Source organism: Rhizobium sp. No.120 (assembly GCF_054558365.1).
In genome coordinates this window covers 112,820-126,399 of record NZ_BAAJNQ010000003.1, presented here as the reverse complement: position 1 = coordinate 126,399, position 13,580 = coordinate 112,820, and the positions used below count along the sequence as shown (strand labels likewise).

The following is a 13,580-nucleotide window of genomic DNA, read 5'->3' as shown; positions in this document are numbered from 1 at the left end:
CGAACGGTTAGATATCCTGTCGCCCACCCTTGCGGAAGGGGCTGTGCTCGGTGAGAATTTCGCTCATCTCCTCCACCTGCTCCCGTTCATGCTTCAGATAATCGGCAACGGCGCGCCGCAGGCCCTGATGGCCGATATAGTGCGCGGAATGCGTGATGACGGGAAGATAGCCGCGCGCCAGCTTGTGCTCGCCCTGCGCCCCGGCTTCCACGCGCTTCAGTCCTTTGCTCAGTGCGAAATCGATTGCTTGGTGATAGCAGACCTCGAAATGCAGGAAGGGGTGATCCTCGATGCAGCCCCAATGGCGGCCGTAAAGCGTTTCGCCGCCGATGAAGTTGATCGCGCCGGCGATGTAACGGCCTTGGCGTTTCGCCATGACGAGCAGAATGTCGTCGGGCATGCGCTCGCCGATCAGCGAATAGAATTTTCGGGTGAGATAGGGGCGGCCCCATTTGCGGCTGCCGGTATCCATATAGAAGGCGAAGAACTGGTCCCATATTCCTTCCGTCAGGTCGCTGCCGGTCAGCCAGTCGATGGTGATGTCATGCTCGACCGCCGCGCGCCGTTCCTTCTTCAGCGCCTTGCGTTTGCGCGATGCTAGCGTCTCCAGGAAGGCGTCGTGATCGGCATAGCCCTCGTTGATGAAGTGGAACTGCTGGTCGGTGCGATGCAGATAACCGTCGGTTTCGAAAACTGAAACCTCATCTTCCGGCAGGAAGGTGATGTGCGCTGAGGAAACGCTGAGCTGCCGGGTGACTTCTTTCAGGCTTTCGGCGAGCGCCGGCTGCAGCACGCCTCGGTCCTGTCCTTCGGCAACTAGCAGCCGCGGCCCGGTGGCTGGCGTGAAGGGAATGGAGCACTGCAGTTTCGGATAATAGCGGCCGCCGGCACGCTCGAAGGCATCGGCCCATCCATGGTCGAAGACATATTCGCCCTGACTATGGCTCTTGAGGTAGCCGGCGACGGCACCGAGCAATTCGCCGCTTTCGGTTTCAAGCAGCAGATGGTTACCGAGCCAGCCGGTCTTGTCGGTCGCGGAGCCGGACTCCTCGAGCGATGAGAGGAAGGCGTGCGAGACGAAGGGATTGTAGGGCAGGATGCTGCTGGTTCTGGACGCTCCGGCCAGCTTCGACCAGCTCTCCGGGGCGATATTCTTGAAGGATCGTTCGACTCGAATGGATAATTCGTCTGTCATCAAACTCTTGCGCTTGGAAGGAAAGAAGGGGCTCTCACCGCCGCGCCATCCGCCCGAAGGGCGCACTGTCAGCGCAGCGGCAGTTTGGGTATGCGCAAAGCCTCTTCTTCAATCGATGCCGATTTACGAGGCCAGGCGCGGATCAAAACCTTCGAAGGTCATCTGGTCTGCATTGGCAAATGTATGTTTGCGGGCCGCTTCGTCGCGCACGGTCCAGGTGATGACTGGAATACCGCGCTGGCGTTGCGCCGTAACAAAGGGGTTCGGCAGGTGGCCATAGAAGTACGAGATAAAGTCTAGCCCAAGATGCATTGCTTCGTCATGCTGAAAAAACGTCTCAGGCTTGTTTCCTTCTGCCGTCAGTCCCACAGGGTGGGACGCTTCCAGCGCCTTGAGGTCCTTGAGCAGCCAATGGTCGAAACTCATCAGTGCTACATGCCCCTTGTAGCCCTCGAGCACTTCGAGCACAGATTCGGCAAAGCCATCGTCATCGCCTTCGCGCCCTTTCAGCTCCAGCACGAGTGGCACTTTGCCGTCGCAGAGCCGCAGGAGCTGCTTCAGCGTCGGGATCTTGTCCTTGGTGCCACCGACCGAAAGCAGGCCAAGCTCGGCCGAGGTGCGCTCGCGCACTTCGCCCGGCAGATTGCAGACGCGCTGGAGGTCGTCGTCATGAAAGACCACCGGAACGCCGTCGGAGGCGTAGTGCAGGTCGCATTCGATGGCAAAGCCCGCCGCGATGGCGCGGCTGAAGGCAGAGAGCGTATTCTCCCAGACTTCCTTGTTCATGTCATGATAGCCGCGGTGAGCGACAGGACGCTCGGTCAGCCAGGCAAGCTCGCTCATTATGCAATTTCCAGAATGGCATCGATTTCAACGGCGGCATTGAGCGGCAGGGCGGCCATGCCGACGGCGGCGCGGGCATGCTTGCCGGCTTCGCCCAATATATTCGCCAGAAGATTGGATGCGCCGTTGATCACAAGGTGTTGTTCGACGAAATCGGGCGTCGAGGCGACGAAGCCGTTCAGCTTGATCAGCCGCTTGATCCGGCCGAGATCGCCGCCGAGGGCAGCTTTCGCCTGGGCGAGAATGTTGATGGCGCACAGCTCGGCCGCGCGCTGGCCGCCGGCGACATCCACATCCTTGCCGAGATGGCCCGTAACGCCGATCTTGCCGTTTTCCATCGGCAATTGGCCCGACAGATAGAGAAGATTGCCGCTGATGACATAGGGAACGTAATTGGCGGCCGGTGCCGCGGCCTGCGGCAGAACGATGCCGAGTTCCTTCAGGCGGCCCTCGATAGCGTCGGACATTTTCATCTCCCGTTTTGTTGTAAAAACTTCAAAAATCCGGCATCAAGACTAAATTCGGTCACTTAGGATCGGCAGCCTCGTTTCAGCCGAAAGCGTTCTTATAACATCGCGTGCGAGTCCAACAGGAGATAATGAATGTTCCGATCGAGTCTTGCTGCTACCGTCGTTTCAGGCCTGAGCATCCTGTCCCTGGGGGCTTCTGCAGCCTATGCGGCCGGTCCGAGCGGGCTGATCGCACATCGCGCCGTTTATGATCTCGAACTGAAGGATGCTTCCGATCGCTCCGGCATTTCCGGCATGGTCGGCCGCATGGTCTATGAGTTCGAAGGCTCCGATTGCACCGGATTCACCACCAATTTCCGCTTCGTAACGAAGATCGACACCGGTGATTCCACTCGCGTCAGCGACCAGCAGACGACGACCTTCGAGGATCTTGATAAGCGCCTGTTCCGCTTCGAAACCAAATCCTACACCGACAACCAGCTCGACAAGGATGTGCGCGGCGCCGCAAGTGACGACCAGAAGGGCATCAAAGTCGATCTCACGCAGCCGCAGAACAAGCAAGTCCAGATCATCGAGAGCCGCTTCCCGACGGAGCACATGCTCGACATCATCCACAATGCGAAGCTCGGCAAGAACTTTTTCGAGGCGCAGGTTTTCGACGGTTCCGACGATGGCGACAAGCCGCTGATCGCGACCACTGTCGTCGGCAAGGAACAGACGCCAGCGACGGATGATCCAGATGCTGACAAGGCTGGGGCATTCTCCAAGACACCTTTTTGGCCGGTGACCGTGGCTTATTTCAATGAAAGATCTACTGGCGACGCCACGCCCGTCTACCGCATGTCGTTTAAACTCTACGAGAACGGCATCACGCGCGACCTCACTATGGATTACGGCGACTTCGTGCTGACCGGCAAGCTCACCAAGCTTGAAGTTCTCGGTACGAAGGCGTGCCAATAATTCTCCCTCGGCGTGCAAGATCCCTGTCATAAAACTGTGATCCAAGTTTCATTATTGTGTGGAACGATCGGCACGCAGAGGTAAGCTTAGCTTCTCTCTGTGCCGATCTTGAATTGTGGTGGGGCGCGCGGGGGCATCGTCTTGGGGGCGATTGGCAATTTTTGCGGTCGGTTCCCGAGTCTATGGACGAGAAAGCACGACCTATGAGCAATACCGATATCTCCACCGGTTCCGCCAACACCCTGCTGGTCGCTGCGGCCGATCCGGCAGAAATTGCCCGCATAGGAGAGGGCATCGATCTGACCGACCGCGCCGGCATCTCCGTTTATGGCGACCGCGCTCAGCAAGCCGTTTCCGACTATTCCGACCGTATACTGCGCGAGGTCCGCAACCGCGATCTCGGCGAAGTTGGCAAGCTGTTGACCGATATCATCGTCAAGTCGAAGAAGCTCGATCCGGCCTCGCTGAAGGACGAAGGTTTCCTGTCGCGGATGTTTTCTTCGTTCAGAGCTAAGCTGGAGCGTTTCAAGGAGCAGTTCGAGGACGTGGCTGGCCAGATCAACCGCATCGGACTGGAGCTTGATCGCCACAAAGACATTCTGCGCCGCGATATCGCTCTCCTCGATGACCTGCATGAGGAGACCAAGCAATCCATCGTACAGCTCGACGCATATGTGCAGGCTGGAAAGACGTTTGCCGAGCGCTTCCGCGCGACGGAGCTTCCCCGGCTGAAAAGTGCCGCTGATGCGGCTTCGGCCAATCCCGGCGGCGGCATGCTGGAAGCGCAGGTCTATCAGGACAGCCTCCAGGCTCTCGACCGGTTGGAAAAGCGGGTCTTCTACCTGCAGCAGGCGCGCCAACTCGGCATTCAGCAATTGCCGCAGATCCGTATCGTTCAGGCCGGTGACGAAACTCTGATAGAGAACCTGCAAGCGACGTCGGCGCTGACCGTGCCGGCCTGGAAGCAGAAGATGGTGATCCTTTTGGGCTTGACCCAGCAGAAATCGGCGCTTGAACTGCAGAAGACCGTCACCGACGCCACCAACGACATGATCCGTCAGGCATCGAAAATGATGAAGGACCAGGCGATTGCCATAGAACAGCAATCGCAGCGCGGTATCGTCGACATCGACACGCTTGCTGCCGCTAACCGCGATCTGATCGACACGATCAGTGGCGTCCTGAAGGTGCAGGAGGACGGCCGCGCCAAGCGGGCCGAGGCCGAGCAGCAGATGCAGAAAATGACCATTGAGCTCAAGAAGGCGATGATCGAGGCGCGGTGAACTCATGGCAGTCCGCACTTTTGCTACCGCGCTGACGCTGGCAGGCACACTCCTATTGAGCAGTTGCAATGTCGGAGGGTACGTCTCTAAATTCTCGATCATTTCCGGCTCTGAAAACACCGTCCTACAGCCGATCGTCGAAGAGTTCTGCAAGGAGAAGAAGGCGGCCTGCAGCTTCACTTATGAGGGTACGCTGGATATCGGCCTGGCGCTGCAGAGCGAGCAGGGTGTCGAGCAGGATGCCGTTTGGCCGGCGTCGGGTGTCTGGGTCGATATGTTCGACACCAAACGTCGCGTGAAGTCGCTGACATCGGTCGCGCAGATGCCGGTCGTTCTCGGCGTGCGCAAATCCAAGGCCGAGGCGCTCGGCTGGGTCGGCAAGCCGGTCTATATGAAGGACATACTGGCGGCAGTGAAAAGTGGCTCGCTGAAATTTCTCATGACGTCGGCTACGCAATCCAATTCCGGCGCCAGCGCCTATCTCGCCATGCTGTCGAGTGCGCTCGGCAACAAGCCGGTTATAGAGCCGGGCGATCTCGACAAGCCGGATGTCCAGAGCGCAGTCCGGGCGCTGCTTGGCGGTGTGGAGCGTTCGTCGGGCTCGTCGGGCTGGCTTGCGGATCTCTATACGGACTCCGCCGGCAAGGGTGTGCTTTACGACGCCATGTGGAATTACGAAGCGATTCTGAAGGAAACCAATGACAAGCTTGCCGGCATGGGCAAGGAGCCGCTCTATGCCATCTACCCAGCCGATGGCGTCGTCGTCGCCGATTCGCCTATCGGCTTTGTCGATCACGGGCGAGGGCAGGAGGTAGAGACCTTCTTCAACCAGCTCGTCGACTATTTGCGCTCCGCGCCGGTGCAGAAGCGTATCGCCGATACGGGCCGCCGCATTCCACTCTCCGATATCGCTGCCAAGCCGGACCCGATATGGAATTTTGATCCGACCCGGATCGTGACGGCCATACGCATGCCGGAGCCCGCCATGATACGCCAGGCGCTTGACCTCTATCAGGTCGCATTGCGCAAGCCTTCGCTGACGGCTCTCTGCCTCGATTTTTCGGGCTCGATGGCGGGCACGGGCGAGGAACAGCTCCAGGCGGCCATGCAATTCCTGTTCAACCCGGATGAAACAGGCAAGGTCCTGGCGCAATGGACGCCAGCCGATCGCATCATCGTCATTCCCTTTGACGCCAATGTGCGCACCACTATCGAGGCGACCGGGAGGCCCGATCAGCAAAAGATGTTGGTCGAAAGGGTCTCACGTCAACATGCGGGTGGAGGTACTGATATGTATGCCTGTGCGAGCAAGGCGCTCGATTGGATGAAGTCGACGCAGGAGCTGTCATCCTACCTGCCAGCAATCGTCATCATGACGGATGGCAAATCCGATGATGCTAACGGTATTTTCATGAGTCGATGGGCGTCGGTAAGCCCGCATGTGCCCGTGTTCGGAATCACTTTCGGGGATGCGGACAAGCGGCAGCTCGATGCCCTCGCGCAGGAGACCTCGGCGCGCGTCTTCGACGGCCGTGGTGATCTGGTCAGCGCATTCCGGGCGGTCCGTGGTTATAACTAGGACGATAATGCGCAATTGGTTCGATAATGACTGGAATTGGATCGTGGCAGGGCTTGCTGCCGCGATCGTCGTTCCCGTGCTCAGCTTCTTTGCCGGCATGCCGATATGGATCGCCGCGATCATCGGCTTCTTCGTTTTTGTCGGCCTGATCTTCGCCCTTGCACCCAAGCGCATGTTCGAGGGACTGGATGCCAAGGCGATTGGCAGGGGGCGTATGGAGTTTGCCCGTGATCTATTAAGCACGGCGGCACCCGCCGCCGAGAGGCTCGAGGCATCGGCAAAGCAGATCGGCAGCAAGGATGTGGCAAAACGGGTTCGGCATCTGGCGGAGATCGCAGCCGACGTTTTCGCCAAGGTCGAGGCCAATCCGGAAAGCGCAGGCACGGTCCGGCGGTTCCTCAGCTATTATTTGCCGCGGGCGGCAGATGTGGCGGAGGGGTTTGCCGTCATCCAGGCGAAGCGCCAGCCGGATGCTGCGCGCCTTCAGGAGGTCGGTCTCGTTCTGACCAAACTGGAAGAGGCTTTTGTCCACTATTCGGATAGCCTGGTCGAAGACAGGCTGGATACGCTTGATACTGAGCTGCGCCTCATCCAGGCCTCGCTCAAGGAGGACATAGGACGCTGATGGCCATTTCCCGCCGCGCTTTTGGAGTAGGGCTTCTTGCCGCCGGTGTCGCAGGGACCGGAGGCTATTTCGCAGTCAAGGACCGGCCGGAGCTGCAGGGGCTGCTCGGCAACAGCACCAAGCTCTTCGGCTTCATCGGCGGTGAGAAGGAAGCATTCCTCGCCGATGCCGACGTGGTATCGGCACTGCACAGCCATGGCCTCGAGATCAATAGCCGTGTTGCCGGCTCTGTCGAGATGGTGCGCGAGCAAGCGCTTCAGTCGCAAAATCCGGCCTTCCTCTGGCCCTCCTCGTCGATCATGGTCGATATCGCCCGGCAGAACGGCATCAAGATCCACAATGACCGCGTTATTCTCAACACGCCCGTCGTCGTTTATTCCTGGCAGCCTGTGGTCGATGGGTTGACCAAGGCGGGGCTCGTCACCAGGACGCCGGAAGGGCAGCACCAACTTGATCTCAAGGCACTGCTCGACGCGATACTCGTCGGCACGAACTGGTCGAAGCTCGGTGTCAATTCGCTCTATGGCCAGGCCAGGATCGTGTCGACGGATCCGAACCGCTCCAACTCCGGTTTCATGTTCTCCGGTCTGGTGCTGAGCCTCCTGAGCGGCAATGTGGCGAGCGCTGACGGTCTCGCGCAGTTCGGCGACAAGGTGCAGGCGATCTTCCGTAACATGGGTTTCAAGTCGTCGTCGTCGGGCAAGCTGTTCGAACAGTATCTCGCTGGCGGCATTGGCGGCGAGCCGATGATCGTCGGCTACGAGAACCAGCTGGTGGAATGGATCATTGCCGATCCGCAGCGCTGGAAGAGGATTCAGGAGAGCAACAGCGCCAAGCCCGTTGTGCTCTATCCTCATCCGACAGTCTATTCCTCGCATCCGCTGATTGCCATCGACGAACAGGTCGATCGCATGATCGAGGCTCTTACTACTCCGCGACTGCAGGAGCTCGCCTGGACCAAACACGGCTTCCGCGGCCCGCTCGGCACCGTGACGGGTGATGCCGACAGCGCGATTGCCGGTCTGTTGCCGGCCGAAATCGATGCCGTATTGCCGATGCCGGACGCCAATGTCATGCTGTCGTTGCTCGATAAGTTGGCTGCCTGAGGGTGGGCTACGATTATTTTTTGACGCAAAAGCCTTGCGTTCCAAGCGAATCGAATGTAAGGGCACCCCATTCCACACGTAAGGCATGGGATTGTCCGGGAGAAATCCGGATTTTTCCGCCCGGTGGCATTCTCGAAGAGGATGCTGTTCGCCTTGCGGAGGTTCAACCGGAAAAGGATACAAAGGCATGGCATTGCCCGATTTTTCTATGCGCCAGCTTCTCGAAGCAGGTGTTCACTTCGGCCACCAGACGCACCGCTGGAACCCGAAGATGAAGCCGTATATTTTCGGCGATCGTAACAACATCCACATCATCGACCTCGCTCAGACGGTTCCGATGCTGAGCCGCGCCCTGCAGGTTGTCAGCGACACCGTTGCCCGTGGTGGTCGCGTTCTGTTCGTCGGCACCAAGCGTCAGGCGTCGGAACTGATCGCCGACAGCGCAAAGCGCTCGGCTCAGTACTACGTCAACGCCCGCTGGCTCGGCGGCATGATGACCAACTGGAAGACGATCTCCAACTCGATCCAGCGTCTGCGCAAGCTCGACGAAATCCTCTCCGGCGAAGCCCAGGGCTTCACCAAGAAGGAGCGTCTGAACCTCGAGCGCGAGCGCGAAAAGCTCGACAAGGCCCTCGGCGGTATCAAGGACATGGGCGGCACGCCGGACCTGATGTTCATCATCGACACCAACAAGGAAAAGATCGCGATCGACGAAGCCAAGCGCCTCGGTATCCCGGTCGTCGCCATCATCGACTCGAACTGCGATCCGGACCTGATCGACTATCCGATCCCGGGCAACGACGACGCTTCCCGCGCTATCGCTCTTTACTGCGACCTGATCTCGCGCGCTGCTATCGACGGTATCGCTCGGCAGCAGAGCGCATCGGGCCGTGATCTCGGCGCTTCCGAAGAAGCTCCGATCGAGCCGACCCTGGCGGACGGCACCGAAGCCTGATCGCGCCAACAGGCGGACAATAAACTGTCCGCCTAAGCGCAATGACATCCGGGATAAGGCCGTTGCGACTTCAACAAGTTCGAGCGGCCTTATTGCGTTTTGCATAACGCTTTGCCTGGGCGGTAAATCCAGGCATGTTCCAATCAAGAATTCCACAGTATGACGCGGCTTCATAACGCTGTCATACTTACGGGTACATTTCGTCCCTCAAATCGGTGCCGCTTCGGCTTAACGCCTTTTGCCGCACCGTATGAACCGACAAGAGGAAGCTTATGACCGAGATTACGGCTGCACTGGTGAAGGAACTGCGCGAAAAGTCTGGCGCAGGCATGATGGACTGCAAGAAGGCGCTGACCGAGACGAACGGCGATATCGAAGCCGCGATCGACTGGCTGCGCGCCAAGGGCATCTCCAAGGCCGACAAGAAGTCCGGCCGCACCGCCGCCGAAGGCCTGATCGCCATTGCCGGCGCCGGTCACAAGGCCGTTGTCGTCGAACTCAACTCCGAAACCGACTTCGTTGCCCGTAACGATGCCTTCCAGGACCTCGCTCGCGGCATCGCTGAAGTTGCGCTGTCCACCGACGGCACGGTCGAAGCCATTTCGGCTGCGGCCTATCCCGCATCCGGCAAGCCTGTCGCCGACGCCATCAAGGACGCGATCGCCACCATCGGCGAGAACATGACGCTCCGTCGTGCGGCCAAGCTGGAGGTCGAGCACGGCGTCGTAGCGACCTACATCCATAACGCTGCCGGCGACGGTATCGGCAAGCTCGGCGTTCTGGTCGCCCTGAAGTCGGTCGGTGACAAGGCCGTTCTGACGTCGATTGGCCGCCAGATTGCTATGCACATTGCTGCCACCAACCCGTTGGCTATCCGCGCCGAAGAAGTCGATGCCGCCGTTGCCGAGCGCGAACGCAATGTGTTCATTGAGCAGTCCCGCGAATCCGGCAAGCCGGAAGCCATCATCGAAAAAATGGTTGAGGGCCGCATGCGCAAGTTCTTCGAGGAAGTTGCTCTTCTCTCGCAGGCTTTCGTCATCAATCCGGACCTGACGGTCGGTGCTGCGCTCAAGGAAGCTGAAAAGACCGCCGGCGCTCCGATCGAAATCACCGGCATGGCCCGCCTGCTGCTGGGCGAAGGCGTAGAGAAGGAAGAAAGCGACTTCGCCGCAGAAGTTGCAGCTGTCGCCAAGGGCTGATCTGAGCATTTCCAGGAAAAGTGCGTAGCGGTTTTCCGTTCGGAATGCGCAAGGAAACAAAACGATAGGGCTTTTCCGCAACTTGAAGAAGTGCGGAAAAGCACGGTCGAAAAGAGACATATCCCGGTTTGATGAAACCATATCAGGGAAAACGTATGGGCATCGCGTGACAACGCGGTGCCCTTCGTGTATCCGGCTTTCACAATCATTCCCCGGTGATCACTTCAAGGAGCTACGATGTCCCAGCCGATCTACAAGCGCGTGTTGCTCAAGGCCTCCGGTGAAGCTCTGATGGGAAGTCAGGGTTTCGGTATCGATGTCACCGTCGCGGACCGGATTGCCGGTGATATCGCGCAGGCGCGCGCCATGGGTGTCGAAGTTGGCGTCGTGGTCGGCGGCGGCAATATCTTCCGCGGGGTAGCCGTGGCCTCCAAGGGCGGCGACCGCGTGACCGGCGACCATATGGGCATGCTCGGCACCGTTATTAATGCTCTGGCGCTGGCAACGTCGCTGCGCAAGCTCAATATCGATACTGTCGTGCTTTCGGCCATCTCCATGCCGGAAATCTGCGAAAGCTTCTCGCAGCGCGCCACGCTGTATCATCTCTCGCTCGGCCGCGTGGTCATCTTTGCCGGAGGCACTGGCAATCCCTTCTTCACGACCGATTCTGCCGCGGCGCTGCGTGCCGCCGAAATGGGCGCCGAAGCCATCTTCAAGGGCACTCAGGTCGATGGCATCTATTCCGCCGATCCAAAGAAGTTCCCCGATGCCGAGCGCTTCGACCATCTGACCCATAGTCAGGTGCTCGAGAAGGGGCTGGCGGTCATGGATGTCGCCGCCGTGGCGCTTGCACGCGAAAATTCAATTCCGATCGTCGTCTTCTCCATTCATGAGAAAGGCGGCTTTGCGGAAATCTTGACCGGCGGCGGCCGCAAGACCATCGTATCAGACAACTGACATTCCTGTGACGCCGGGTCAGCCCCGGTGTCGCCTCATTACAGGGGAGCATAGACATGAGTGAAGCCAGCGATCTCAAGGAACTGAAGCGCCGTATGGATGGCGCCATTGCGGCATTCAAGAGCGATATCGCCTCGCTGCGCACCGGGCGCGCATCGGCCAACATCCTCGATCCGGTCACGATCGAAGCCTACGGTTCGCGCATGCCGCTGAACCAAGTCGCCAATATCACAGTGCCGGAACCGCGCATGCTGACCGTCTCGGTATGGGACAAGTCGATGGTCAGCGCCGTCGAGCGCGCCATCCGCGAATCCAATCTCGGCCTCAACCCCATCGTCGATGGCCAAAATCTGCGCATCCCGCTGCCGGAGCTCAATGAAGAGCGCCGCCGCTCGCTGGTGAAGGTTGCTCACGAATATGCCGAAAAGGCGAAGGTCGCGATTCGCCACGTGCGCCGCGATGGCATGGATGGCCTCAAAAAGGCCGAAAAGGACGGCGTAATCGGTCAGGACGAGAGCCGTTCGCTCTCCGAACGTGTGCAGAAAATGACGGATGAGACGATTTCGGAAATCGACCGCTTGCTAGCGGACAAGGAAAAGGAAATCATGCACGTCTGATCGTACGCTGGGGAACGACGGGCTTTCGATTTTTGCAATATTGAAAGCCGCGACTGCGCCCTAGATTACGAGGCCAGAGCATCTTTCCGCTGAACGAAACCGGATCCATATGTCAGCTCCCACGTTGTCTGCCGTACCTGAACACGTTGCCATCATCATGGATGGCAACGGTCGCTGGGCCAATGCGCGCGGCCTGCCGCGTACCATGGGCCACCGCAAGGGAGTGGAGGCTGTTCGGGAGACGGTGAGGGCGGCGGGCGACATCGGTATAAAATATCTGACGCTGTTTGCCTTCTCTTCGGAGAATTGGCGCCGGCCCGAGGCGGAGGTGAGTGATCTTCTCGGCCTCCTCAAGGCCTTCATCCGTCGGGACCTGGCCGAACTTCACCGCCAGAACGTGCGCATCCGCGTCATCGGCGACCGCACGGGTTTGCGTGGTGATATCCTGCCCTTGCTGCTCGAGGCGGAGGAAACCACCAGGAACAACACGGCCCTGACGCTGGTCATTGCCTTCAACTATGGCTCGCGTGACGAAATCACGCGTGCTTTCGTAAGTCTTGCCAAGGATGTCGAAGCCGGAAGGCTGCGCCCGCAGGACATCACTCCGGACCTGGTCGATGCGCGTCTCGACACGGCCGGTATCCCCGATCCGGATCTCATCATTCGCACGAGCGGCGAAGAGCGGCTCTCGAATTTCCTGCTTTGGCAGGCCGCATATTCGGAGTTCATGTTCGTGCCGGACTACTGGCCCGATTTCAGCCGCGAGCTCTTCTTCTCGGCGTTGGAGAAATATGCTGCGCGCGACCGGCGTTTTGGCGGTCTTTCCGCCAAGCAGGCGGCGGCCGTGGGGTCCTGATGAGCCGCGAACTCAGGCTGCGCATTGTTTCCGGCATCATTCTCGCCGCCATTGTTCTTGCAGCCACCTGGTATGGCGGCACAGGTTTTCGCCTGTTGGCCGCTGTGATCGGTCTCCTCGTCTATTATGAATGGTCGACGATATCGGATCTGCACGGCCGCGATCCTCAGGGCAACGCGCTCGGCTGGCTTGGGCTCGTCTTGATCGCCGGTGCAACGGTGATGGACGTTTCGGTTTATTCCCTGGAGGTTCTGGCTGCGTTCGTGGTCACCACGGCGATCATGGTCGCCGCGCGGCAGAAGAGCTGGTGGCTTCCCGCAGGAATATTCTATTCCGGATTGACCGTGATTGCTCTTGCAGAGATTCGTGACGACGGTCTGCGCGGATTCGTGCTGATGCTGTTCATCTTCGCTACCGTCTGGGCAACCGATATCTTCGCTTACTTCGTCGGACGCGCGATCGGCGGCCCGAAACTCGCGCCTCGCATATCGCCGGGCAAGACGTGGTCGGGGGCGATCGGCGGAGCGATTGCCGCTGTGATCGTCGGAACGGCGATCGTTTGGCACTATTTCCTCGCGGATGGTTTATGGATTCCTGCGCTCGCCCTGATGCTGTCTGTTTGCAGTCAGATCGGCGATCTATTCGAGTCTTTCATCAAGCGTCATTTTGGCGTGAAAGATTCCAGCCATATGATTCCGGGGCATGGCGGTGTCATGGATAGGGTTGATGGACTAATTTTTGCTTGTTTTGCGGCGTTTTTGTTGTCTATCGTAATGTCGCTGACAATGAGCGGCGAGACCATTTCGTTGGGCGGCGTTCTGCTCGGGGTCTGATACCAGAGCAGTTCCCAGGAAAAGTGCGCAGCGGTTTTCCATTTGGAATTGCGAGAAAACAGAAAGATGGAGCGGCTCGGAACTTCCGTAAAAGCCGAACTG

The 13,580-nt window shown here is 59.1% G+C and carries 14 protein-coding genes; 11 read left to right on the top strand and 3 right to left on the bottom strand.

The window, feature by feature from the left end:
* Positions 1-7 precede the first annotated feature (7 nt).
* From ACYJRZ_RS11120 to ACYJRZ_RS11110, 3 genes are all read right to left on the bottom strand, one after another.
* Complete coding sequence (locus tag ACYJRZ_RS11120) at positions 8-1,195, bottom strand: GNAT family N-acetyltransferase (protein WP_459458964.1); 1,188 nt, start codon at positions 1,193-1,195, stop codon at positions 8-10.
* A 123-nt stretch (positions 1,196-1,318) separates the two neighbouring features.
* Positions 1,319-2,038: a glycerophosphodiester phosphodiesterase gene (locus ACYJRZ_RS11115; protein ID WP_459458962.1), complete on the bottom strand. Its 720-nt coding sequence runs from the start codon at positions 2,036-2,038 to the stop codon at positions 1,319-1,321.
* Positions 2,038-2,505, bottom strand: coding sequence for a RidA family protein (locus tag ACYJRZ_RS11110; protein WP_459458960.1), 468 nt, complete (start codon positions 2,503-2,505; stop codon positions 2,038-2,040). The genes ACYJRZ_RS11115 and ACYJRZ_RS11110 overlap by 1 nt, the downstream gene beginning before the upstream one ends.
* A gap of 135 nt (positions 2,506-2,640) precedes the next feature.
* Here ACYJRZ_RS11110 and ACYJRZ_RS11105 point away from each other — a divergent pair, with 135 nt between their 5' ends.
* The 11 genes from ACYJRZ_RS11105 to ACYJRZ_RS11055 all read left to right on the top strand — a co-directional run bounded on the left by ACYJRZ_RS11105 (position 2,641) and on the right by ACYJRZ_RS11055 (position 13,478).
* Positions 2,641-3,468 (top strand): cell envelope integrity EipB family protein, encoded by an 828-nt coding sequence (locus ACYJRZ_RS11105; protein WP_459458958.1) that lies wholly within the window; start codon positions 2,641-2,643, stop codon positions 3,466-3,468.
* Positions 3,469-3,671: 203 nt separating this feature from the next.
* Complete coding sequence (locus ACYJRZ_RS11100) at positions 3,672-4,751, top strand: toxic anion resistance protein (RefSeq protein WP_459458956.1); 1,080 nt, start codon at positions 3,672-3,674, stop codon at positions 4,749-4,751.
* 4 nt (positions 4,752-4,755) lie between these two features.
* Entirely contained in the window at positions 4,756-6,330 is a 1,575-nt protein-coding gene (locus ACYJRZ_RS11095) for a substrate-binding domain-containing protein (RefSeq protein ID WP_459458954.1), read from the top strand.
* 7 nt (positions 6,331-6,337) lie between these two features.
* The gene (locus ACYJRZ_RS11090) at positions 6,338-6,955 is read left to right on the top strand and encodes a 5-bromo-4-chloroindolyl phosphate hydrolysis family protein (protein WP_459458952.1); all 618 of its coding nucleotides are present in this window, start codon (positions 6,338-6,340) and stop codon (positions 6,953-6,955) included.
* Positions 6,955-8,061 (top strand): hypothetical protein, encoded by a 1,107-nt coding sequence (locus ACYJRZ_RS11085; RefSeq protein WP_459458950.1) that lies wholly within the window; start codon positions 6,955-6,957, stop codon positions 8,059-8,061. The genes ACYJRZ_RS11090 and ACYJRZ_RS11085 overlap by 1 nt, the downstream gene beginning before the upstream one ends.
* Positions 8,062-8,248: 187 nt before the next feature.
* The gene (gene rpsB, locus ACYJRZ_RS11080; protein WP_459458948.1) at positions 8,249-9,016 is read left to right on the top strand and encodes a 30S ribosomal protein S2; all 768 of its coding nucleotides are present in this window, start codon (positions 8,249-8,251) and stop codon (positions 9,014-9,016) included.
* Positions 9,017-9,288: 272 nt separating this feature from the next.
* A complete protein-coding gene (gene tsf, locus ACYJRZ_RS11075; RefSeq protein WP_459458946.1) occupies positions 9,289-10,215 on the top strand; it encodes a translation elongation factor Ts in 927 nt (308 codons plus the stop codon).
* Between the two features lie 237 nt (positions 10,216-10,452).
* Positions 10,453-11,172: a UMP kinase gene (gene pyrH / locus ACYJRZ_RS11070; protein ID WP_069612088.1), complete on the top strand. Its 720-nt coding sequence runs from the start codon at positions 10,453-10,455 to the stop codon at positions 11,170-11,172.
* Positions 11,173-11,228: 56 nt separating this feature from the next.
* Positions 11,229-11,789 carry a ribosome recycling factor gene (gene frr, locus ACYJRZ_RS11065; protein WP_095434804.1) on the top strand — a complete coding sequence of 187 codons (561 nt, stop codon included), beginning with the start codon at positions 11,229-11,231 and terminating at the stop codon, positions 11,787-11,789.
* Positions 11,790-11,898: 109 nt separating this feature from the next.
* Positions 11,899-12,645 carry an isoprenyl transferase gene (locus tag ACYJRZ_RS11060; RefSeq protein WP_459458943.1) on the top strand — a complete coding sequence of 249 codons (747 nt, stop codon included), beginning with the start codon at positions 11,899-11,901 and terminating at the stop codon, positions 12,643-12,645.
* Positions 12,645-13,478 carry a phosphatidate cytidylyltransferase gene (locus ACYJRZ_RS11055; protein ID WP_459458941.1) on the top strand — a complete coding sequence of 278 codons (834 nt, stop codon included), beginning with the start codon at positions 12,645-12,647 and terminating at the stop codon, positions 13,476-13,478. Before ACYJRZ_RS11060 ends, ACYJRZ_RS11055 begins: the two co-directional genes overlap by 1 nt.
* Positions 13,479-13,580 lie beyond the last annotated feature (102 nt).